This window comes from Paracoccus sp. (in: a-proteobacteria) (assembly GCF_046289755.1).
Classification (GTDB): Bacteria; Pseudomonadota; Alphaproteobacteria; order Rhodobacterales; family Rhodobacteraceae; genus Paracoccus.
On sequence record NZ_JBKBVD010000045.1, the window covers coordinates 13,742 to 32,152 of the forward strand.

Consider the following 18,411-nt stretch of genomic DNA (forward strand, 5'->3'; position numbering starts at 1 on the left):
CGCGGGCATGGCACGCACACCTCTTTTGCAACTCTCCGAGATTTCGCTGACCTATGGCGGCGATCCCATTTTTGACGGCCTCTCGCTGGTGGTCCAGCCGGGCGACCGCGTCGCGCTGGTCGGGCGCAACGGCTCGGGCAAATCGACCCTGATGAAGGTCATGGCCGGGTTCATCGAACCCGACCGGGGCGAGATCGTCCTCTCGGCCGGGGTCTCGACCGGCTATATGGAGCAGGACCCCGACCTGTCGGGCTTTGAGACGCTTGGCGAATTTGCCCGCGACGGGCTGGAACCGGGCGAGGATTACCGCGTCGACATGGCCGCCGAGGGGCTGAAATTCGACCCCGACCGCCCCGTGGCCACCGCCTCGGGCGGCGAACGCCGACGCGCCGCTTTGGCCCGCCTGCTGGCGCAGGCGCCCGAGCTGATGCTGCTGGACGAGCCGACGAACCACCTGGACATCGAGGCGATCGGCTGGCTGGAGGACCACCTGTCCCAGACCCGCGCCGGGTTCGTGCTGATCAGCCACGACCGCGCCTTTCTGCGCCGCCTGACCAAGGCCACGCTGTGGATCGACCGGGGCGCCGTGCGCCGTCAGGAACGCGGCTTCGAGGGCTTCGAGGAATGGCGCGAGGCCACCTGGGCCGCCGAGGATGACGCCCGCCACAAGCTGGACCGCAAGATCAAGGCCGAGGCCAAATGGGCGGTCGAGGGCATCAGCGCGCGGCGCAAGCGCAATCAGGGCCGCGTGCGCGCGCTGGCCGATCTGCGCGCCGAGCGCAGCAGCCAGATCCGCCGTCAGGGCACCGCCGCGATGGCCTTTGACGCCGGCACGACCTCGGGCAAGCGCGTGGTCGAGGCGCGCGGCATCTCGAAGGCGTTTGGCGACAAGATCATTCTGCGCCCCTTCGATCTGCGCATCCAGCGCGGCGACCGCATCGCCTTTGTCGGCCCCAATGGCGCGGGCAAGACCACGTTGATCAGGATGCTGACCGGAGAGATCGCGCCCGATGAGGGCACGGTGCAACTGGGCACCAATCTGGACATCGCGGTCTTCGATCAGGCCCGCGCGGCGCTGAACCCCGACCAGACCCTGTGGGAATCGCTGACCGGCGACCCGGACATGCGCGTCTCGGGGCGGGCCGATCAGGTGATGGTGCGGGGCCAGCCCAAGCATGTCGTGGCCTATCTCAAGGATTTTCTGTTCGACGATGCGCAGGCGCGTGCGCCCGTGCGCAGCCTGTCGGGCGGCGAAAAGGCGCGGCTGCTGCTGGCGCGGCTGATGGCGCGGCCCTCGAACCTGCTGGTCATGGACGAACCGACCAACGATCTGGACGTGGAAACGCTGGACCTGCTGCAGGATCTGCTGGGCGAATATGACGGCACCGTGCTGCTGGTCAGCCACGACCGCGATTTCATCGACCGCGTGGCCGACACCACCATCGCGATGGAGGGCGATGGCCGCGCCATCGTCTATGCCGGTGGCTGGAGCGATTATCAGGCCCAACGCGGCCAGCCCGAGGATCAACCCGAGCTCGCCGCCCCGGCCGCACGCGTCGTCGCTGCTGAAAAGCCCAAGGCCGCGACGGGCGGGCTCAGCTTTACCGAAAAACACCGGCTGGAGGCGCTGCCCGGTGTGATCGAGCGGCTGGAGGCCGAGATCGCCAAGCTGTCGCAGTTCCTGTCGGACCCGGCACTGTTCCAGACCGCCCCGGCCAAGTTCCGCAAGGCCACCGAGGCGCTGACCGAACGCCAGCAGGCGCTGGCGCAGGCCGAAGAGGAATGGATGTCGCTGGAAGAGCGTGCGGCGGGCTGAGGCTGCGGTCTCAGCCGCCGCGCGAGACATGCTCGCGCAGCCAGCGATGGGCAAAGGCGATCTTGTCCCGGATCGCGGGGGTCAGCACGAATGGGTAAAGGTCGTCATTGTCCAGCGCCCGGTTGATGTCATTGACCGCGATGGCGACCTCTGAGGCAACGCTCAGCAGCAGGTCGGTGCGGTCCTCGGCATAGGGCTGAAAATCGGATGGCACGCCGGGCATCGACAGGCCCGCGCTGACGAAACTGTCGGTGAAATCGACCAGATGCAGCAGATGGGCCACGGTCTCGGCCCAGTCCTCATGCGGGTGGGCGGTGGCGTATTGGGTGATGAACTCCTCGCCCGGATCGCGGGGGGCGCTGTAGTGGCGCTGCAGGGCATCGGCATAGCTTGCGCGCTCATCCCCGAAGATCGCGCGGAAGGCGGGCAGGAACCCCTCGGCCCCGGCCAGCCGGTCGAACAGGAAATGCGCCAGTTCGTGGCGGAAATGCCCGACCATGGACCGGTATTGCTCGCCCAGCTTGCGCTGACGCTGGAGGCGGATCAGGGCGTCGGCCTCGGTGATGTTGATGGTGATTTCACCCGCCGCATGGCCCATGGTGATCTGCTTGGTGCGCCCTTCGAGATGTTCCGACAGCATCAGGAAATGCGGCCTGCGCCCCGGATCGGCATAGGTGAACCACTGCCATTCCGACAGGTTCGCCAGCACCCAGCGCTTGGCGCGCTCGGCCCGGTCGAACAGCGTCCGGTTCTCGCCCGTCTCAAGATCGGGGATCACCCGCGACATGGCACATGAGCGGCACAGGCTGCGGCCCGGCCGTGCCGTCCAGTTGCAGGCGATCGAGGCGCGGTTGATGCAGGGCACCGAGTCGGGAACCATGTCGCGGGTCTCGGGGTCGTAGGTCAGAGGCTGCCCGCAGATGCAGTCCAGATTGTGGAAATAGACGCGGCCCCCGCAATGGGGGCAGGAAAAGCGTTGCATGGTCGGACGGTTCCTGTCAGTGGCCGAGGTCAAGCCGGGGCACGGCATGCAGGTTCCGCTTTGCCCGACGATCAGGCAAGAAAGAATCCGGCGCGGTGTTCTTGACTTGTGCGCCTGTCTCGGTCATATCCGGCGCACCCGGCCGGGCGTCACGCCCTTGGCCGGTGTGTTTTATTCATACATCCGGTTAACGGGTGCGCTGTCCGAAGGCGGGGTCTGTCCCCGAACACCGGCATTGCCGGGGCCGCAGGACGCGACAGACAAAGGAAGTGAAGCGATGTTCGCGGTTCTGAAAACAGGCGGCAAGCAATACAAGGTGCAGGCGGGTGACGTGCTGCGCGTTGAAAAGCTGAATGCCGCCGCTGGCGACAAGGTCCAGTTCAACGATATCCTGATGGTCGGCTCGACCCTCGGTGCGCCGCTGATCGCAGGCGCCTGTGTGCAGGCCGAAGTGATCGACCAGATCAAGGCCGACAAGGTGATCACCTATGTCAAACGCCGCCGCAAGCACAGCTCGCAGCGCACCCGTGGCCACCGCCAGCAACTGACCCTGCTGCGTGTGACCGACGTGCTGGAAACCGGCGCCGACAAGACCGGCGTCAAGGTTGCCACCGGCGCGGCCACCAAAGCCCCCACCGACGCACCCGCAAAAGCGCCCGTCGAAGCGTAAGGAGACTGACCCATGGCACATAAAAAAGCAGGCGGTTCCTCCCGCAACGGCCGCGATTCCGCGGGCCGCCGTCTTGGCGTGAAACTGTATGGCGGCCAGGCTGCCATTGCAGGCAATATCATCGTGCGTCAGCGCGGCACCACCTGGTGGCCGGGCGTGAACGTTGGCATGGGCAAGGATCACACCCTGTTCGCGCTGACCGATGGCCATGTCGAGTTCCGCAAGGGCCTGAAGGGTCGTACCTTCATTTCCGTGGTCCCCGCGAGCCTTGAAGCCGCCGAGTAACCCGAACGTAACATTTCACTGTTATTGGGGGGATCGGCGAAAGCCGGTCCCCCCGGTCATTTCCATAACGGGTTTGTGACCGTTTCCGGGGGAGGAAACTGATGATGTCTGCACCCATGAGGGAGGGGACAGCCTTGGACGATCTGAAATCCATTGCTCTGGCCGACAACGATCAACCCGTGATCGGGACCGAGCGTCTTGTGCTGCGCCCGTTGCGGCCGTCGGATGCCGGGCTGATCGCACATTACACCGCCGACCGGCGCGTGGCCGAAGGGACGCGGGCGATCCCGCATCCGCTGCCCCCCGGCGCGTCGGAAGGGTTTGTGGCGCGCGCCATGTCCGCCGCCCGGCAAGAGGATGTCTGGGCCATTGATGGCTCTCAGGTGAAGCTGGCCGAGGTGCTGGGCATCGTCTCGCTGACCCGGATGGAGGGGGACCAGTCCGAGCTGGGTTTCTGGATCGGGGCCGGGTTCTGGAACACCGGCTTTGCGACCGAGGCCGTGGCCGCGCTGGTGGCGGCCAATCCGCATGGTTCACGCACCCTGTTTGCCGAGGCGTTTCAGGACAATCCCGGCTCGGCGCGGGTGTTGACGAATTGCGGTTTCGTCTATCTGGGCGATGCTGAAAGCTGGTCGGTCGCGCGCGGTGCGCGGGTGCCGACCTGGACCTATCTGCGCAAGATGGTCTGAGCTGCGGGTCCGGGCTGCATGTCCCGGCTGCGGGCCCGGGCTGCGGGTCCGGGCCGCTGGCGGGGTCAGGGGGCGCTCGCGCCCCCTCTTGCCCTGACGGCAAATTCACCCCCTGAGGATATTTGAACCAAGGCAAAGGCCGGTGGCTGCGCTTTTCGGGGGGCGGGTGGGATTGCATCCGTGCCGCCGCGCCCTAGATGAGAGGGATGACACAGCATCTTCCCTATTCGCTTCTGGATCTGTCGCCGGTGCCCGAGGGCCAGACGGCGCAGGATGCCATCCACAACAGCATTGATCTGGCGCGCCAGGCCGAAAGCTGGGGCTATCGCCGGTTCTGGCTGGCCGAACATCACAACATGCCGGGCATTGCCAGTGCTGCGACCTCGGTGCTGATTGCGCTGATCGCGCAGGCGACGCAGACGATCCGCGTGGGGGCGGGCGGCATCATGCTGCCCAACCATGCGCCGCTGACCGTGGCCGAGGCGTTCGGGACGCTGGCCACGGTGTTTCCGGGGCGGATTGATCTGGGGCTTGGCCGTGCGCCGGGCGGCGACGGCGCCGTGATCCGGGCGCTGCGGCGTGACGCGATGGCCGACAGCTTTCCGCAGGATGTGGTCGAGCTGCTGGGCTATCTGGGCGATCCGCGTCCCGGTGCCCCCGTGCGCGCGCTGCCGGGCGAGGGGACGCATGTGCCGGTCTGGATCCTGGGCAGCAGCCTGTTCGGGGCGCAGCTGGCGGCGCATCTGGGGCTGCCTTATGCCTTTGCCAGCCATTTCGCGCCCGATGATCTGGAGCGTGCTCTGGCCGTCTATCGTGATCGCTTCCAGCCCTCGGTTCATGCCGCGCGGCCCCATGCGATCATGGCGGTGAATGTCTTTGCCGCCGATGATGCCGGGGAGGCCGCCTATCTGCGCAGCACCATGCAGCTGGCCTTTGCGCGGCTGCGGAGCGGGCAACCCGGCAAGCTGCCGCGCCCGGTGCGTGATGTGGATGCGGCGATCGGCGCGGGCATGCGTCAGGCCGTGGATCGCGCCCTGCGGATCAGCGCCGTGGGCGACCGCGCGGGCGTCCGGGCGCAGATGGCGCAGCTGATCGCGCAGCACCGGCCCGATGAGGTGATCCTGACCGGGCAGATCCACGATCATCAGGCGCGGCTGCGCAGCTTTCAGATCGCGTCCGAGGTGATGCAGGATATTCCGCTGGCTGAGGCGGCCTGATCGGGCTCAGCCCGCGCAGATCTGCTGCAGCGCGATCCATTGCGGATCGGTGAGCAGATCGGCGGGGGGCACCCCTGCGCGGATCGGGTCGCCCTCGATCAGGGGCAGCACCGAGGCGCCGGTCGGGTCGATGCTGGTGGCATAGGGTTCGGACGACAGGCCGCGATCGCCGAGGGCCGCCAGCAGCGCGGGCGTGTCGGGGCGGGGCAGGGCCTCGGTCAGGATCAGGTCCCCGTATCCCTCCATCGCGTCGTGCGGCAGCGCACCCAGCGTCCACAGCCGCAGCACCGCCGCCAGCCCGGCGTGGCGCAGCGCCGCCAGCCGTGCCTCGGCATCGGTTTCGGCCAGCGCGGCTGCGACCAGATGGGCTGCCGGTCCTTCGGGGCCGGGGGCGGCCAGCAGCAGATCACCGCCCATGACATAGAGATGACCCGGCAGGCGCCGCGCGCCGTTCAGCGGGCCGGGCAGCACCCGGATGGCGGCCTCGGAGCCGACAAGGCGCGGGGCCAGCCAGTCCAGCACTGCCTGACCCGAGGCACGGGTGCAGACCGCGCCGCCGCTGCGCTGCATATCCTCCAGCACCGCCATGCCGATATGGCGCGCCTGTGCCGGGGGGGCGATGCTGGCGGCGTGTCGGATCAGGGCGTCAGGCAACCACACGACCGCCGCCGCCAGCATCGCCAGAACCGCCAGAGCCGTCAGCCCGCCGCGCAGCCGCCCCGGATGGGCGCGATGGGCGGCGATGGCGGATTGCACATGCTCGATTGCCTCGATCATCAGCGGGTCGTCGATTTCGACGATCTCGTCGGGGCTGTCACCGGCGGGCGTATAAACCGCCGGGATCTGGCCGGGATTGAGCCGTACGACCGCAGGCAGCGACCAATGCGTCAGGGGCTGGTCGGATTTCGGGTCCGACAGCATCAGGGTCGCATCGCCGACCGAGACGATGACCTCGCGCAGACGGGCACCCGGCGTTTCGCGCCAGGCGCCTTGTGCCTCAAGCCGTTGGAATTGTTTCAGCGCCGTCATCTGTCCGGGGTCGCCCTGCCTTGCGCCCCGACCATAGCGCCGGGCGGGGGCGCGTCAATCAGCCAGCGATACGTCGCGATCAGGCCTCGTCTGCCTCGGCGATCGACATGCCCTTGTCGCGCGCAAGTCCGCGCATGCGTTCCTGCAATTTCTCGAAGGCGCGGACCTCGATCTGGCGGATCCGCTCGCGCGAGACGCCATAGCGCGAGGACAGGTCTTCCAGCGTCATCGGGTCGTCGCGCAGACGCCGTTCCATCAGGATGTCGCGCTCGCGGTCGTTCAGCGCGTCCATGGCCGAGACCAGCATCTGGCGGCGCGTGTCCAGCTCTTCGGTTTCGGCATAGGCGCGGGCCTGATCGGCGGTCTCATCCTCCAGCCAGTCCTGCCATTGCGCGGTCGATTCGCCGTCACCCGACCCCACCGTCGCATTCAGCGAGGCGTCCCCCCCCGACAGGCGGCGGTTCATGTCGACGACTTCTTTTTCGGTCACGTTCAGATCAGTTGCGATCCGGGTGACGTTTTCCGGGCGCAGATCGCCGTCTTCCAGCGCGCCGATGCGGGATTTCGCCTTGCGCAGGTTGAAGAACAGCTTTTTCTGCGCGCTGGTCGTGCCCATCTTCACCAGCGACCAGGACCGCAGGATATATTCCTGAATCGAGGCGCGGATCCACCACATCGCATAGGTCGCAAGCCGGAAGCCGCGTTCGGGGTCAAAGCGCTTGACCGCCTGCATCAGGCCGACATTGGCCTCGCTGATGACCTCGGCCTGCGGCAGACCGTAGCCGCGATAGCCCATGGCGATCTTGGCGGCCAGCCGCAGGTGGCTGGTCACCATGCGATGCGCCGCCTCGCTGTCCTGATGATCCGCCCAGGCCTTGGCCAGCATGTATTCCTCCTCTGGTTGCAGCAGAGGGAATTTGCGGATTTCCTGCAGGTAGCGGTTCATCCCCTGTTCGGGGCTGGGCGCGGGAAGATTGCCGTAGCTTGCCATCAGATGGGCCTTTCGCAGAGTGGAGCGAACGCAGGGCGCCCGAGCCGGGTTCCCTGACGCGGGAGACGTGGACGCGCAAGGGGGTTGATATATCCTGAGTTATTTTCGCGGGTTTGCAATCCGGTTTCGGGTCACGTTGCCGTCAGCGTGGCGCCGGGTGCTGCGCGCAATGCCTCCAGCAGGGTTTGCATATCGGCGGGCAGCGGGCTGTCAAAACCCAGCGCCTGTCCGGTGACCGGATGATCGAACCCCAGATGCGCCGCGTGCAGCGCCTGCCGCGGGAACGCCATCGCCAGACCGGCCGCATCGCCAAGCGCGCGGGCCGAGGCGCGCCGCGCGCCGCCATAGACCGGATCGCCGATCAGCCCCAGCCCGGCATGGGCCATATGCACGCGGATCTGATGGGTGCGCCCGGTCTCCAGCCGGCATTCGACCAGCATTGCGGCGGGCGGGTGGCCGAACCGTTCCAGCATGCGGGCGCGGGTGACGGCGTGGCGGCCTTTGTCGGCATAGACCGCCTGTTTCTGCCGGTCGGTCGGGTGGCGGGCCAGATGGGTGGCGATCCGCAGCACCGCGCCGGGGTCAAAACTGACGCCGGGGGTGCCGCGCAGGCGCGGATCGGCGGCGTCGATCATGCCATGGGCCAGCGCCAGATAGCGGCGCTGCGCGCTGTGCGCCTCGAACTGGGCGGCCAGCCCGTGATGGGCGCGGTCGGATTTCGCCACGACCAGCAGGCCCGAGGTGTCCTTGTCGATGCGATGCACGATGCCGGGGCGCCGCTCGCCGCCGATGCCCGACAGCGAATCGCCGCAATGGGCCAGCAGCGCGTTGACCAGCGTCCCCGAGGGGCTGCCCGGCGCCGGATGCACGACCATGCCCGCAGGCTTGTCGATCACGATGAGGTCATCATCCTCATGCGCGATCACCAGCGGGATCGCCTCGGGCCGGGTCTCGACCGGCTCGGGCGGGGCCAGGGTGATGCGGTATTCCTCGCCCTCGGCCACGCGGGCCTTGAGGTCGCGGGCGGGGCCTGCGGGGCCCATGACGGCGCCCTCGGCGATCAGCCGCGCAAGGCGGGACCGGGACAGGGCGGCTTCTGCTGGCACCGACAGGGCAAGCGCCTTATCAAGCCGGTCGGGCGGGTTCGCGGGGATTGTGATAATAAGGATGGACATGGACCGGGACGATAACGACTGGAAGTCTGCTGCGAAAGCGGTTCCCGAACTGCGCTTTCTGAAAACGCTGGTGACCGGGCTGGCGCTGGTGATGGGGCTGGGGATGATCGCGGTGGTGGCGATGCTGTGGCTGCGTCTGAACCAGCCGGTGCTGCCCGAACTGCCCGAAACGATCGCGCTGCCCGAAGGCGCCACGCCCGCCGCCGTCACCTTTGCCCGCGACTGGATCGTGGTGGTGACAGAGGCGGGCGAGGTGCTGCTGTTCGACCAGTCGGGCGCCTTGCAGGGCCGGGTGATGCCGGATCAGGCGCCCTGATCGGGGCTGCTGTTCGCCTCCAGCGCGTCAAGCCGCGCCTTCAGCTCGGCATTCTCGGTACGGGCCTTGATCGCCATTTCGCGCACGGCCTCGAATTCCTCGCGGGTGACAAAATCGCGCTCGGCCAGCCAGCGGTCGATCCAGCCCTTCATCGCGGTCTCTGCCTCCGAGCGGGCGCCCTGCGCCACACCCATCGCATTTGTCATCAGCTTCGACATGTCATCGAAAAAGCGGTTCTGAGTCGTCATGTGGGCCTCCGGTCCTGAGCTTGCACCCTATATGGGCCGGTCTGCGCCCCGGTTCAATGTTGACACTGCGCCTTTGACCGATAGCGTGCGCGACAAATCAGACCGAGGCCCCATGATCCCGTTTCCCCAGATTGCTCCCGAGATTTTCACCATCCAGCTTGGCGGGCTGTCACTGTCGCTGCGCTGGTATGCGCTGGCCTATATCGTCGGGCTGATCCTCGGCTGGCGGCTGATCGTGGCGATGATGCGCCGCCCGCGCCTGTGGGGCGACGCGGCGCCCACCACGCCCGAGCGGGTGGACGACCTGCTGACCTGGGTGATTCTGGGCGTCATCATCGGCGGGCGGCTGGGCTTTGTGCTGTTCTATGACCCGGCCTATTACCTCGCCAATCCGATGCAGATCCCGATGGTCTGGCAGGGCGGGATGAGCTTTCACGGCGGCTTTGCCGGGGTGATCGCTGCCACATGGATCTGGGCGCGGCGCGCGGGCGTGCCGGTCCTGCGGCTGGCCGACGCGATGGCGGTGGTGGCCCCCATCGGCATCTTCTTTGGCCGGCTGGCGAATTTCATCAATGCCGAGCTGTGGGGCCGCCCGACCGATCTGCCCTGGGGGGTGATCTTTCCCGGTCAGGCCGCCCAGACCTGTCCCGGAATCGAGGGCCTATGCGCCCGCCATCCCAGCCAGCTGTATGAGGCCGGGCTGGAGGGGCTGGCCCTTGGCCTGATCCTGTGGCTGCTGGTGCGTGCGGGCGGTCTGCGCCGTCCGGGGCTGGCCTTTGGCGTCTTTCTTGCCGGTTACGGCCTTGCGCGCATGTTCGTCGAGCTGTTTCGCGTGGCGGATGCGCAGTTCATCACGCCCGACAATCCGCTTGGCCATGTGATCGGCGGGCCGCTGATCGGGCTGACCATGGGGCAGGTGCTGTCGCTGCCGATGGTGCTGATCGGTCTGGCGCTGATCTGGCGCGCCCGCGCGCGGGCCCCCGTTCCGGCATGACGCCGCTGGCCGGGATCATCGCGGCGCGGATCCGCGCGAACGGGCCGATGACGCTGACCGACTATATGCAGACCTGCCTGCTGGACAGCCGCCACGGCTATTACGCCACCCGCGATCCCTTTGGCCGCGCGGGCGATTTCACCACCGCCCCCGAGATCCATCAGTTGTATGGCGAGATCTGCGGGCTGGCGCTGGCGCAGGCCTGGATGGATCAGGGTTCGCCCGCGCCCTTTACCCTGGCCGAGCCGGGGCCGGGGCGCGGCACGCTGATGGCCGATATGCTGCGCGCGATCCGTCTGGTGCCCGGCATGACCGAGGCCGCCGAGGTCGCGCTGATCGAGGTCTCACCGCATCTGCGGCAGGTTCAGCGCGACCGGCTGGGGCCGGTGCGTCACCTCGACACAGTCGAGGATCTGCCAGGCAAGCCTCTGTTCCTGATGGCAAATGAGTTCATTGACGCGCTGCCGATCCGGCAGTTCCAGATGACCCCCGAGGGCTGGCGTGAGCGGGTCGTCGGCCTGTCGCCCGAGGGCGCCTTGCAGATGGGTCTGGGCGCGGTCGTGGCCCTGCCGCACAGGGGTGCGCCCGGTGACATCATCGAGGATTGCCCCGCAGGCGTGGCCGTGGTCGAGGCGATTGCCCGGCGCATCGCGGCCCATGGCGGGGCGGCGATCATCGTGGATTACGGCGGCTGGAACGGGCGCGGCGACACGTTTCAGGCGCTGCGGGATCATGCGCCCGACGATCCTCTGGCCCATCCGGGCGAGGCGGATCTGACCGCGCATGTCGATTTTGCGCCGCTGGCGGCCGCGGCGCTGCGGGCGGGGGCGGTGGCCTCGCGGCCGCGCAGGCAGGGCGACTGGCTGATGTCGCTGGGGGCAGGTGCGCGGACGCAGCGTCTGGCGTCGGCGGGGGACGGGGGCGCCATGGCCGCGCTTCACCGCTTGACCGACCCGTCCGAAATGGGTCACCTGTTCAAGACCATAGCAATCTGGCCCAAAGGGGCACCCCCGATCCCCGGCTTCGAGGCGCTGACAGCTGATGCAGACCACGCTTGAGATCCTGACCCATCCGCTTTTGTCGCCGGTGCGGCATGGCTTTTTCACCCGCAAGGGCGGCGCCTCGTCGGGGTTGTTCTCGGGGCTGAATTGCGGGCGCCGCTCCACGGATCAGAACGACATGGTTCTGGTGAACCGCGCCCGTGTGGCCGATGCGATGGGCGTGCCGCAGGCGCGGCTGGCCACCGTCAAGCAGGTGCATTCCGCCGATGTGGTGGTGCTGGACGAGGGCAGCGACATCGAGGCTGTCCGCGACATGACCGCCGACGGGCTGGTCACGACCCGGCGCGATGTGGCGATTGCCGTGCTGACCGCCGATTGCCAGCCGATCCTGCTGGCCGATGCGCGCGCAGGGGTGATCGGCGCCTGCCACGCGGGCTGGCGCGGCGCGCTGGATGGCGTGATCGAGGCCACCGTGGCGGCCATGCGGGCCGCCGGCGCGACCCGGATCAAGGCGGTGATTGGCCCCACGATCAGCCAGCAGAATTACGAGGTGGGCGACGAATTCATGGACGCCTTCCTGACCGAAGACCCCGGATCTTCCCGCTTTTTCAGCGGCGGGCCGAAGGGGCGACCGATGTTCGATCTGCCCGGTTTCGGGCTGATGCGCCTGCGCGCGGCGGGGGCCGAGGCCGAATGGTCGCGCCATTGCACCTATGCCGACCCGGCCCGCTTTTTCAGCTATCGCCGCGCCACGCATGAGGGGCAGGCTGATTATGGCCGCCTGATTTCCGCCATCGCGCTGTAGCCACGGGCCGCTGCCGCACGACGCAGCGGCGGTTCACGACGTGTCGATCGTGCCGGGGGCTTGAGGGCGCGGCTGAGCGCCATCTGGATCAGCGCCCCCAGCAGCGCCGCGATTTGCCCCAGCACCAATGCGATCAGCCCCATCGCCGCCACCGCCAGATCGGCAAAGCGCCGCAGCAGCCGCAGGCTGTCGGCCTTGCCCAGCACCGTCAGGGCGCGGCTGGTCTTCGGGCCTGCCGCCTCGGACAGGCGCGCCAGCCGGGTCAGGTCTTCGGCGCTGTCGGCATGGCGCAGCACGGCAAGCGCCTCGGGGGCCGAGGTTGACGAACTGATGCGCTTGAGATCGGCCGCCATGCCCCCCAGGGCTGTCGCCGGGGCCGGGCTGCGCGCCGCCGTCACCAGCGCCCGGTTCATGCCGGGGCTGAGCGCCCCGGCCCTGCGCGCCACCCGCAGCGTGGTGGCGGCGCCCTTGACCGTCAGGCTGCCGCCCGCAGTCACCAGACCGGCCACCGTTGCGGCAAGACCGATCCCGGCCAGCGCCGCCTCGACCTCATCGACCGGCGCGCCGGTGGCGTAATGGTTGCCCTGCCGGATCAGCGCCGCCGCATCGCCTGCGGGCGACAGCTCGAACGGCAGGGTGCAGGCGGCGATCAGCGTCAGGCTGGGGCAGGCGGCCATATCGGTCATGCAGATCCTGCAATCCGACAGCCGCGCCAGCACACCCGCGCGGGCGGCCTGCGCCGCAGCGACCCGTCCGGCCAGATCATCGGGCAGCGCTGTCGCCTGATCGCGCGCCAGATCCGCCAGCAGATCAAGGCGCTGCATGTCATCCGCCTCCAGCGCGGCCTCCAGTTGCGCAATCACCCAGTCCGGCGTGGCGCGTGCGGCGATGGCGCGGTCGATGGCCAGCCGGGCCTCGGCCAGACTGCGGTCGATCACGGGCGCGGCAAAGGGGTTCTGCGACAGCACCCATCCCGTCAGCGCGACGCTGCCCAGGGCCCAGAACAGCAGCGCCAGCCGCGCGACCGCCCGCAGCCGGGCCAGCAGGGCGCGCAGGCTCACCGGGCTAGCCCGCCTGACGCGCCCGCTCTTCGACGACCTCGAAGGGCACGGCGGGGTCGTTCTTGGCCGCGCGGATCACCAGCGATGTCTTGACGCTGGCGACATTGGGCGCGGCGGTCAGGCTTTCGGTCAGGAACCGCTGAAAGCTGGACAGGTCGGGCGCGATGCATTTGAGGATAAAGTCGATCTCGCCGTTCAGCATGTGACACTCGCGCACCAGCGGCCAGCTCTGCACCATCGCCTCGAAGGCGGCCAGATCGCGCTCGGATTGCGAGGCCAGCCGCACCATGGCAAAGACCTGCACCTCCAGCCCCAGTTCGCGCGGATTGATCCGGGCATGATAGCCATGGATGTAGCCCAGCTCTTCCAGGGTGCGGACGCGGCGCAGGCAGGGGGGCGCGGAAATGCCGACCCGGCGGGCCAGTTCGACATTCGTCATGCGACCGTCGGCCTGCAGCTCGGCCAGGATCTTGCGGTCGATGTCATCAAGGCGGGCGCCGGCCATGTCTGCTCTTTCTTTTGTGGTTCTGGCGTGTTCGGAAACTACAATGCGCGGCATCGGCGGGCAACATTCTTTCGCGTTGCAGAGGTGCGTTGCGGCGGCGCGTTGCAGTTGCGGCTGCGAAGCGCTACCTCATGCACAAAGCTTGAATGAGGCGCAAGATGACCGAAGCTGTGCATGTGAAACTTCTGATCGTGGGCTCGGGGCCTGCGGGCTATACGGCGGCGGTGTATGCTGCGCGCGCGATGCTGAACCCGATGCTGATCCAGGGGATGCAGCCGGGCGGACAGCTGACCATCACCACCGAGGTCGAGAACTGGCCGGGCGAGACCGAAATTCAGGGCCCCGAGCTGATGGTCAAGATGGAGGCACATGCCCGCGCCATGGGCGCCGATATTGTGACCGACATGGTGACACGGCTGGAGCTGGGGCGGCGTCCCTTCACGGCGGTCTGCGACAGCGGCCGCGTGGTCACGGCGGATGCGGTGATTCTGGCCACCGGCGCACAGGCGCGTTGGCTGGGCCTGCCGTCCGAGGAAAAGTTCAAGGGCTTTGGCGTCAGCGCCTGCGCGACCTGCGACGGGTTCTTCTATCGCAACCGCGAGGTGGTGGTGATCGGTGGCGGCAACACCGCCGTGGAAGAGGCGCTGTTTCTGACCCGGTTTGCCAGCAAGGTGACGCTGGTGCATCGCCGCGACAGCCTGCGCGCCGAAAAGATCCTGCAAGCGCGGCTGTTCAAGCATCCCAAGGTCGAAGTGATCTGGAATCATGAGCTGTCCGAGGTGACGGGCGTGGACACGCCCATGGGCGTGACCGGCGCGCGGCTGACCTCGACCGTGGATGGCAGCACGCGCGACGTGGCGGCCGACGGGGTGTTCGTGGCGATCGGGCATGCTCCGGCCAGCGAACTGGTCCGCGATCAGCTGGAACTGCACAATGGCGGCTATGTGAAGGTCGAGCCGGGCAGCACCCGCACCTCGATCCCCGGTGTGTTCGCGGCGGGCGATCTGACCGATCATGTCTATCGTCAGGCTGTGACCAGCGCCGGCATGGGCTGCATGGCCGCGCTGGATGCCGAACATTTTCTGGCCGCCGCAGGCGAGGTCGATCCGGCGCCGCATGGCATTGTCTCGACCGTGGCCTGAGCGGTTGAAGCGGGGCATTTGAACGGCCTGATCCTTGACCGACGCGCCGGTCAGGGGCTAGGCTTCGCGAATGTCCCATGTTACCAGTCACATGCCGCCGGGGCAGGATACCGGCATTCATGCGCCCGTGCTTGTTTTGCCGGGCCTGTTCGATCCCGAACTCTGCACGACCCTGATCGGTGAGTATCAGCGTCATGGCGGCGAGGTATCGGGCTTCATGGTGGTCGAGAACGGGCGCACCGCGCCGCGTCACGATCCGCGCCACAAGGTCCGCCGCGATCATCTGCTGACCGATGAGGCGCTGACCGCGGCCATCCGGCAGCGCATCGTCAGCCTGGTTGTCCCGGCCATCCGCCGCGCCTATGCCTTCAACGTCACCCGGATGGAGCGGTATCTTGTCGCCTGCTACGATGCCGAGGAGGGGGGGCATTTCCGCGCCCATCGCGACAATACCACGCCCGGCACGGCGCATCGCCGCTTTGCCCTTTCGGTCAATCTGAACAGTGATTTCGAGGGGGGCGGGCTGACATTCCCCGAATTTTCGGACCGGCGTTTCCGGGCCGGGGCAGGCACCGGGATCGTCTTTTGTTGCAGCATGCTGCATCAGGCCGAGCCGGTGACCGCCGGGCGCAGGTTCGTGTTCCTGCCGTTTCTGTATGACGAGGCCGCCGCCGCCCTGCGCCAGCACAACCTGAAACAAGAGGCCGCGCAGGTCAGCAGCCCCGATCAGCCGTCCGGCCAGACGGGCGACCAGCCCACTGGCTGAGGCCGGAGCGTCGCGCCCCGGCCCCGATCCGTGACCGGCCGTTCAGTGACGGGTGCGCGACCGCTCGCGCGAGGGCAGCTCACCCGCATGGTCCAGCGCGCCGGACGGGGCCGTGTTGCGCGCGGTGTCCGCCATGGCCTGTTTGCCGGGATCGGCGTCGGGGTCATGGGGATGCAGCGGGCCGCCGTCTTGCGTCATGGCGTTGTCGCGGCGGCCCTCATTGGCCATTGCCTGCGCCTTGCGGGTCAGCTGGGCCTGCGTTTCCTGACCGTCAGCCTCTTCGGTCACCGGGTCGCCATGGCTGCCGCCGCGGCGCTCGCGTTCGTCCATGGCCCGGTCCAGCGCCTCGCTCAGAAAGTCATGCTTGCTGATCGTGCCCTGATTGCTGCTGGCGATCGTCGCCCCTGCCGGGGCCGCCTTGCCGCGTGCCTCGCGGCCCTGACGGTCACCGATGTCGCGCGCCCGGTTGCGACGCTCGCGCAGCAGCGCGATCAGATCGGACAGGTCGCGGTCGGACAGGCCCGCCAGTTCCGGGTTGCGGGCCTTGTCGGCCAGCGCCTGCTCATCGCGGTCAAGGGCGCGCTGTTCGGCGGGGCTGGCAGCTTCATGGGTTTCGGGGTCGCGGCTCATGGCGGGCCTCCTGATTGATATGTCTGTGGAGACAACTGTGACAGCGTCGGCGGGTTCCGACCAGAGGATGACGCATTGCCGCAACAAGAACGCCAAAAGCGTTTTCCCAAGGTTGAATATCGCTTTTGCCGCCGCTAAAGCCGCATCATGCGCGGCGGCCCCGACGGGCCGCACGTGAACCCCATTTCCCGTGGTAACCTCCGAGCCGATCACATGACCCAGTCCAACCAGACGCCGATCCCCGAACTTTATGTCACCCCCGAGGCGGCGCTTGCGCTGAAAGACGAGGCGGGCCGGATGCCCAGCTGGGATCTGACCGCGCGCCAGATCTGCGATCTTGAATTGCTGATGAATGGCGGCTTCAACCCGCTGCGGGGGTTCCTGACCAAAGCCGATTACGACGGCGTCGTGAACGACATGCGCCTGACCTCGGGCGCGCTGTGGCCGATGCCCATCACGCTGGACGTGTCGGAAAAATTCGCCGAAGGGCTGGAGCCGGGCACCGACATCGCGCTGCGCGATCAGGAAGGCGTGATTCTGGCGATCATGTCGGTCACCGACAAATGGGTGCCCAACAAGGCGCATGAGGCCGAAAAGGTCTTTGGCGCCGACGATCTGGCCCATCCGGCGGTGAACTATCTGCACAACACGGCAGGCCCGGTCTATCTGGGCGGCCCGGTCAAGGGCCTGCAGGCGCCGACGCATTACGATTTCCGCGCCCGCCGCAACACGCCCAACGAATTGCGCGCCTTCTTCAAGAAGCTGGGCTGGACCCGGATCGTCGCCTTCCAGACCCGCAATCCACTGCACCGTGCGCATCAGGAACTGACCTTCCGCGCCGCCCGCGAGGCGCAGGCCAACCTGCTGATCCATCCGGTCGTGGGCATGACCAAGCCCGGCGATGTGGACCATTTCACCCGCGTCCGCTGCTACGAGGCGGTGCTGGACAAATACCCCGCCGCGACCACCAACCTGTCGCTGCTGAACCTGGCGATGCGCATGGCCGGCCCGCGCGAGGCGGTCTGGCACGGGCTGATCCGCGCCAATCACGGCGTGACCCACTTCATCGTCGGCCGCGACCATGCCGGGCCGGGCAAGAACAGCGCCGGTCAGGATTTCTACGGCCCCTATGACGCGCAGACCCTGTTCACGCAGTACAAGGACGAGATCGGCGTCGAGATGGTGGATTTCAAGCACATGGTCTATGTGCAGGAACGCGCCCAGTATTTCCCCGCCAACGAGCTGCCCGAGGGCTGTACCGTGCTGGACATCAGCGGCACCGAACTGCGCCGCCGTCTGCGCGAGGGGCTGGACATTCCCGAATGGTTCAGCTTCCCCGAAGTGGTCCAGCAGCTGCGCCGCACCTCGCCCCCGCGCGCCCAGCAGGGGTTCACTGTGTTCTTCACCGGCCTGTCGGGCAGCGGCAAATCGACCGTCGCCAACGCGCTGATGGTCAAGCTGATGGAGATGGGCGGCCGCCCCGTGTCGCTGCTGGACGGCGATGTCGTGCGCAAGCATCTGTCGTCGGAACTGGGCTTTTCCAAAGAGCACCGCGACATCAACATCAAGCGGATCGGTTATGTCGCGTCCGAGATCACCAAGAACGGCGGCATCGCGATCTGCGCGCCGATTGCCCCCTATACCGCGACCCGCCGCGCCGTGCGCGAGATGGTCGAGGCGGGCGGTGCCTTTGTCGAAATCCACGTCGCCACGCCGCTGGAGGAATGCGAACGCCGCGACCGCAAGGGCCTCTACAAGCTGGCGCGCGAGGGCAAGATCAAGGAATTCACCGGGATTTCAGACCCCTATGAAGAGCCGACAAAGCCCGAACTGCGCATCGACACGACCAATATCGACGTTGACGGCGCGGCGCATCAGGTGCTGCTGAAACTGGAAGGCATGGGCCTGATCGGTCTGACCTGAGCGTTCCGGCAGCGTACGACAGAACATGCGGCCCTGCGTTCTGCGCGGGGCCGTTCCTGTTTGCGGGGGGCAGGTTTGAAGCAGGTCCGGGAATGCCGGGGCGGGGGGGGGGGGGGGGGGGGGGGGGGGCGGCGCGCCGCCCCCCCCCCCCGGGGGGGCGCCCCCC

General features: G+C 67.7%; 20 protein-coding genes. 12 read left to right on the forward strand and 8 right to left on the reverse strand.

Annotated elements, in window-relative coordinates:
* Nucleotides 1–7 precede the first annotated feature (7 nt).
* Nucleotides 8–1,816, forward strand: a complete 1,809-nt coding sequence (locus ACK41U_RS15045) for an ABC-F family ATP-binding cassette domain-containing protein (protein ID WP_409681710.1) — start codon at nucleotides 8–10, stop codon at nucleotides 1,814–1,816.
* Nucleotides 1,817–1,826: 10 nt separating this feature from the next.
* On the opposite strand, the gene ACK41U_RS15050 is transcribed toward ACK41U_RS15045, so the two are convergent.
* Nucleotides 1,827–2,798 carry a putative zinc-binding metallopeptidase gene (locus ACK41U_RS15050; protein ID WP_409681712.1) on the reverse strand — a complete coding sequence of 324 codons (972 nt, stop codon included), beginning with the start codon at nucleotides 2,796–2,798 and terminating at the stop codon, nucleotides 1,827–1,829.
* Nucleotides 2,799–3,075: 277 nt separating this feature from the next.
* On the opposite strand from ACK41U_RS15050, the gene rplU reads away from it, so the two are divergent.
* The 4 genes from rplU (at nucleotide 3,076) to ACK41U_RS15070 (ending at nucleotide 5,659) form a co-directional block, all read left to right on the forward strand.
* On the forward strand, nucleotides 3,076–3,468 hold the full coding sequence (rplU, locus tag ACK41U_RS15055) for a 50S ribosomal protein L21 (RefSeq protein WP_409681747.1): 393 nt from the start codon (nucleotides 3,076–3,078) through the stop codon (nucleotides 3,466–3,468).
* A 12-nt stretch (nucleotides 3,469–3,480) separates the two neighbouring features.
* Nucleotides 3,481–3,753 carry a 50S ribosomal protein L27 gene (gene rpmA / locus ACK41U_RS15060; protein ID WP_409681714.1) on the forward strand — a complete coding sequence of 91 codons (273 nt, stop codon included), beginning with the start codon at nucleotides 3,481–3,483 and terminating at the stop codon, nucleotides 3,751–3,753.
* A gap of 134 nt (nucleotides 3,754–3,887) precedes the next feature.
* Nucleotides 3,888–4,442, forward strand: a complete 555-nt coding sequence (locus tag ACK41U_RS15065) for a GNAT family N-acetyltransferase (protein ID WP_409681716.1) — start codon at nucleotides 3,888–3,890, stop codon at nucleotides 4,440–4,442.
* A gap of 206 nt (nucleotides 4,443–4,648) precedes the next feature.
* Nucleotides 4,649–5,659, forward strand: coding sequence for an LLM class flavin-dependent oxidoreductase (locus tag ACK41U_RS15070; RefSeq protein ID WP_409681718.1), 1,011 nt, complete (start codon nucleotides 4,649–4,651; stop codon nucleotides 5,657–5,659).
* A 6-nt stretch (nucleotides 5,660–5,665) separates the two neighbouring features.
* Here the strand turns inward: ACK41U_RS15070 and ACK41U_RS15075 are convergent, their stop codons facing one another.
* The 3 genes from ACK41U_RS15075 to ACK41U_RS15085 all read right to left on the reverse strand — a co-directional run bounded on the left by ACK41U_RS15075 (nucleotide 5,666) and on the right by ACK41U_RS15085 (nucleotide 8,854).
* Nucleotides 5,666–6,688: a hypothetical protein gene (locus ACK41U_RS15075; protein WP_409681721.1), complete on the reverse strand. Its 1,023-nt coding sequence runs from the start codon at nucleotides 6,686–6,688 to the stop codon at nucleotides 5,666–5,668.
* Nucleotides 6,689–6,767: 79 nt separating this feature from the next.
* Nucleotides 6,768–7,679, reverse strand: a complete 912-nt coding sequence (gene rpoH / locus ACK41U_RS15080) for an RNA polymerase sigma factor RpoH (RefSeq protein WP_409681723.1) — start codon at nucleotides 7,677–7,679, stop codon at nucleotides 6,768–6,770.
* 131 nt (nucleotides 7,680–7,810) lie between these two features.
* Nucleotides 7,811–8,854: an RluA family pseudouridine synthase gene (locus ACK41U_RS15085; RefSeq protein ID WP_409681724.1), complete on the reverse strand. Its 1,044-nt coding sequence runs from the start codon at nucleotides 8,852–8,854 to the stop codon at nucleotides 7,811–7,813.
* Between ACK41U_RS15085 and ACK41U_RS15090 the strand changes: the two genes are divergently transcribed.
* The gene (locus ACK41U_RS15090; RefSeq protein WP_409681726.1) at nucleotides 8,853–9,170 is read left to right on the forward strand and encodes a DUF6476 family protein; all 318 of its coding nucleotides are present in this window, start codon (nucleotides 8,853–8,855) and stop codon (nucleotides 9,168–9,170) included. The two genes, ACK41U_RS15085 and ACK41U_RS15090, sit on opposite strands and share 2 nt — an antisense overlap.
* On the opposite strand, the gene ACK41U_RS15095 is transcribed toward ACK41U_RS15090, so the two are convergent.
* Complete coding sequence (locus ACK41U_RS15095) at nucleotides 9,158–9,418, reverse strand: accessory factor UbiK family protein (RefSeq protein WP_409681728.1); 261 nt, start codon at nucleotides 9,416–9,418, stop codon at nucleotides 9,158–9,160. The genes ACK41U_RS15090 and ACK41U_RS15095 overlap by 13 nt on opposite strands.
* A 112-nt stretch (nucleotides 9,419–9,530) precedes the next feature.
* Here ACK41U_RS15095 and lgt point away from each other — a divergent pair, with 112 nt between their 5' ends.
* The 3 genes from lgt to pgeF are packed head-to-tail and all read left to right on the forward strand — an operon-like array spanning nucleotide 9,531 to nucleotide 12,218.
* Nucleotides 9,531–10,412 carry a prolipoprotein diacylglyceryl transferase gene (lgt, locus tag ACK41U_RS15100; RefSeq protein ID WP_409681730.1) on the forward strand — a complete coding sequence of 294 codons (882 nt, stop codon included), beginning with the start codon at nucleotides 9,531–9,533 and terminating at the stop codon, nucleotides 10,410–10,412.
* Nucleotides 10,409–11,470 (forward strand): class I SAM-dependent methyltransferase, encoded by a 1,062-nt coding sequence (locus ACK41U_RS15105; protein ID WP_409681732.1) that lies wholly within the window; start codon nucleotides 10,409–10,411, stop codon nucleotides 11,468–11,470. The genes lgt and ACK41U_RS15105 overlap by 4 nt, the downstream gene beginning before the upstream one ends.
* Nucleotides 11,454–12,218 (forward strand): peptidoglycan editing factor PgeF, encoded by a 765-nt coding sequence (pgeF, locus tag ACK41U_RS15110; protein ID WP_409681734.1) that lies wholly within the window; start codon nucleotides 11,454–11,456, stop codon nucleotides 12,216–12,218. The genes ACK41U_RS15105 and pgeF overlap by 17 nt, the downstream gene beginning before the upstream one ends.
* Here pgeF and ACK41U_RS15115 read toward each other — a convergent pair.
* Nucleotides 12,185–13,279, reverse strand: coding sequence for a hypothetical protein (locus tag ACK41U_RS15115; RefSeq protein ID WP_409681736.1), 1,095 nt, complete (start codon nucleotides 13,277–13,279; stop codon nucleotides 12,185–12,187). The two genes, pgeF and ACK41U_RS15115, sit on opposite strands and share 34 nt — an antisense overlap.
* A 4-nt stretch (nucleotides 13,280–13,283) precedes the next feature.
* Nucleotides 13,284–13,784 carry an Lrp/AsnC family transcriptional regulator gene (locus ACK41U_RS15120; protein WP_409681737.1) on the reverse strand — a complete coding sequence of 167 codons (501 nt, stop codon included), beginning with the start codon at nucleotides 13,782–13,784 and terminating at the stop codon, nucleotides 13,284–13,286.
* Between the two features lie 146 nt (nucleotides 13,785–13,930).
* On the opposite strand from ACK41U_RS15120, the gene trxB reads away from it, so the two are divergent.
* Nucleotides 13,931–14,926 (forward strand): thioredoxin-disulfide reductase, encoded by a 996-nt coding sequence (gene trxB / locus ACK41U_RS15125; RefSeq protein WP_409681739.1) that lies wholly within the window; start codon nucleotides 13,931–13,933, stop codon nucleotides 14,924–14,926.
* 70 nt (nucleotides 14,927–14,996) lie between these two features.
* The gene (locus ACK41U_RS15130; protein ID WP_409681741.1) at nucleotides 14,997–15,692 is read left to right on the forward strand and encodes a 2OG-Fe(II) oxygenase; all 696 of its coding nucleotides are present in this window, start codon (nucleotides 14,997–14,999) and stop codon (nucleotides 15,690–15,692) included.
* Between the two features lie 42 nt (nucleotides 15,693–15,734).
* On the opposite strand, the gene ACK41U_RS15135 is transcribed toward ACK41U_RS15130, so the two are convergent.
* Nucleotides 15,735–16,322 carry a hypothetical protein gene (locus ACK41U_RS15135; RefSeq protein WP_409681743.1) on the reverse strand — a complete coding sequence of 196 codons (588 nt, stop codon included), beginning with the start codon at nucleotides 16,320–16,322 and terminating at the stop codon, nucleotides 15,735–15,737.
* Nucleotides 16,323–16,535: 213 nt separating this feature from the next.
* Between ACK41U_RS15135 and ACK41U_RS15140 the strand changes: the two genes are divergently transcribed.
* Nucleotides 16,536–18,245, forward strand: coding sequence for a bifunctional sulfate adenylyltransferase/adenylylsulfate kinase (locus ACK41U_RS15140; RefSeq protein ID WP_409681745.1), 1,710 nt, complete (start codon nucleotides 16,536–16,538; stop codon nucleotides 18,243–18,245).
* Nucleotides 18,246–18,411: the final 166 nt, after the last annotated feature.

What these genes read in the sequence shown, in the direction of transcription:
- rplU (WP_409681747.1), top strand. Translation starts at nt 3,076, where the DNA reads ATGTTCGCGGTTCTGAAAACAGGCGGCAAGCAATACAAGGTGCAGGCG.
- ACK41U_RS15105 (WP_409681732.1), top strand. Translation starts at nt 10,409, where the DNA reads ATGACGCCGCTGGCCGGGATCATCGCGGCGCGGATCCGCGCGAACGGG.
- ACK41U_RS15075 (WP_409681721.1), bottom strand. Translation starts at nt 6,688, where the DNA reads ATGACGGCGCTGAAACAATTCCAACGGCTTGAGGCACAAGGCGCCTGG.
- ACK41U_RS15130 (WP_409681741.1), top strand. Translation starts at nt 14,997, where the DNA reads ATGTCCCATGTTACCAGTCACATGCCGCCGGGGCAGGATACCGGCATT.
- lgt (WP_409681730.1), top strand. Translation starts at nt 9,531, where the DNA reads ATGATCCCGTTTCCCCAGATTGCTCCCGAGATTTTCACCATCCAGCTT.
- ACK41U_RS15085 (WP_409681724.1), bottom strand. Translation starts at nt 8,854, where the DNA reads ATGTCCATCCTTATTATCACAATCCCCGCGAACCCGCCCGACCGGCTT.
- ACK41U_RS15120 (WP_409681737.1), bottom strand. Translation starts at nt 13,784, where the DNA reads ATGGCCGGCGCCCGCCTTGATGACATCGACCGCAAGATCCTGGCCGAG.
- trxB (WP_409681739.1), top strand. Translation starts at nt 13,931, where the DNA reads ATGAGGCGCAAGATGACCGAAGCTGTGCATGTGAAACTTCTGATCGTG.
- ACK41U_RS15045 (WP_409681710.1), top strand. Translation starts at nt 8, where the DNA reads ATGGCACGCACACCTCTTTTGCAACTCTCCGAGATTTCGCTGACCTAT.
- ACK41U_RS15140 (WP_409681745.1), top strand. Translation starts at nt 16,536, where the DNA reads ATGACCCAGTCCAACCAGACGCCGATCCCCGAACTTTATGTCACCCCC.
- ACK41U_RS15090 (WP_409681726.1), top strand. Translation starts at nt 8,853, where the DNA reads ATGGACCGGGACGATAACGACTGGAAGTCTGCTGCGAAAGCGGTTCCC.
- rpoH (WP_409681723.1), bottom strand. Translation starts at nt 7,679, where the DNA reads ATGGCAAGCTACGGCAATCTTCCCGCGCCCAGCCCCGAACAGGGGATG.
- rpmA (WP_409681714.1), top strand. Translation starts at nt 3,481, where the DNA reads ATGGCACATAAAAAAGCAGGCGGTTCCTCCCGCAACGGCCGCGATTCC.
- ACK41U_RS15050 (WP_409681712.1), bottom strand. Translation starts at nt 2,798, where the DNA reads ATGCAACGCTTTTCCTGCCCCCATTGCGGGGGCCGCGTCTATTTCCAC.
- ACK41U_RS15135 (WP_409681743.1), bottom strand. Translation starts at nt 16,322, where the DNA reads ATGAGCCGCGACCCCGAAACCCATGAAGCTGCCAGCCCCGCCGAACAG.
- ACK41U_RS15095 (WP_409681728.1), bottom strand. Translation starts at nt 9,418, where the DNA reads ATGACGACTCAGAACCGCTTTTTCGATGACATGTCGAAGCTGATGACA.
- ACK41U_RS15070 (WP_409681718.1), top strand. Translation starts at nt 4,649, where the DNA reads ATGACACAGCATCTTCCCTATTCGCTTCTGGATCTGTCGCCGGTGCCC.
- pgeF (WP_409681734.1), top strand. Translation starts at nt 11,454, where the DNA reads ATGCAGACCACGCTTGAGATCCTGACCCATCCGCTTTTGTCGCCGGTG.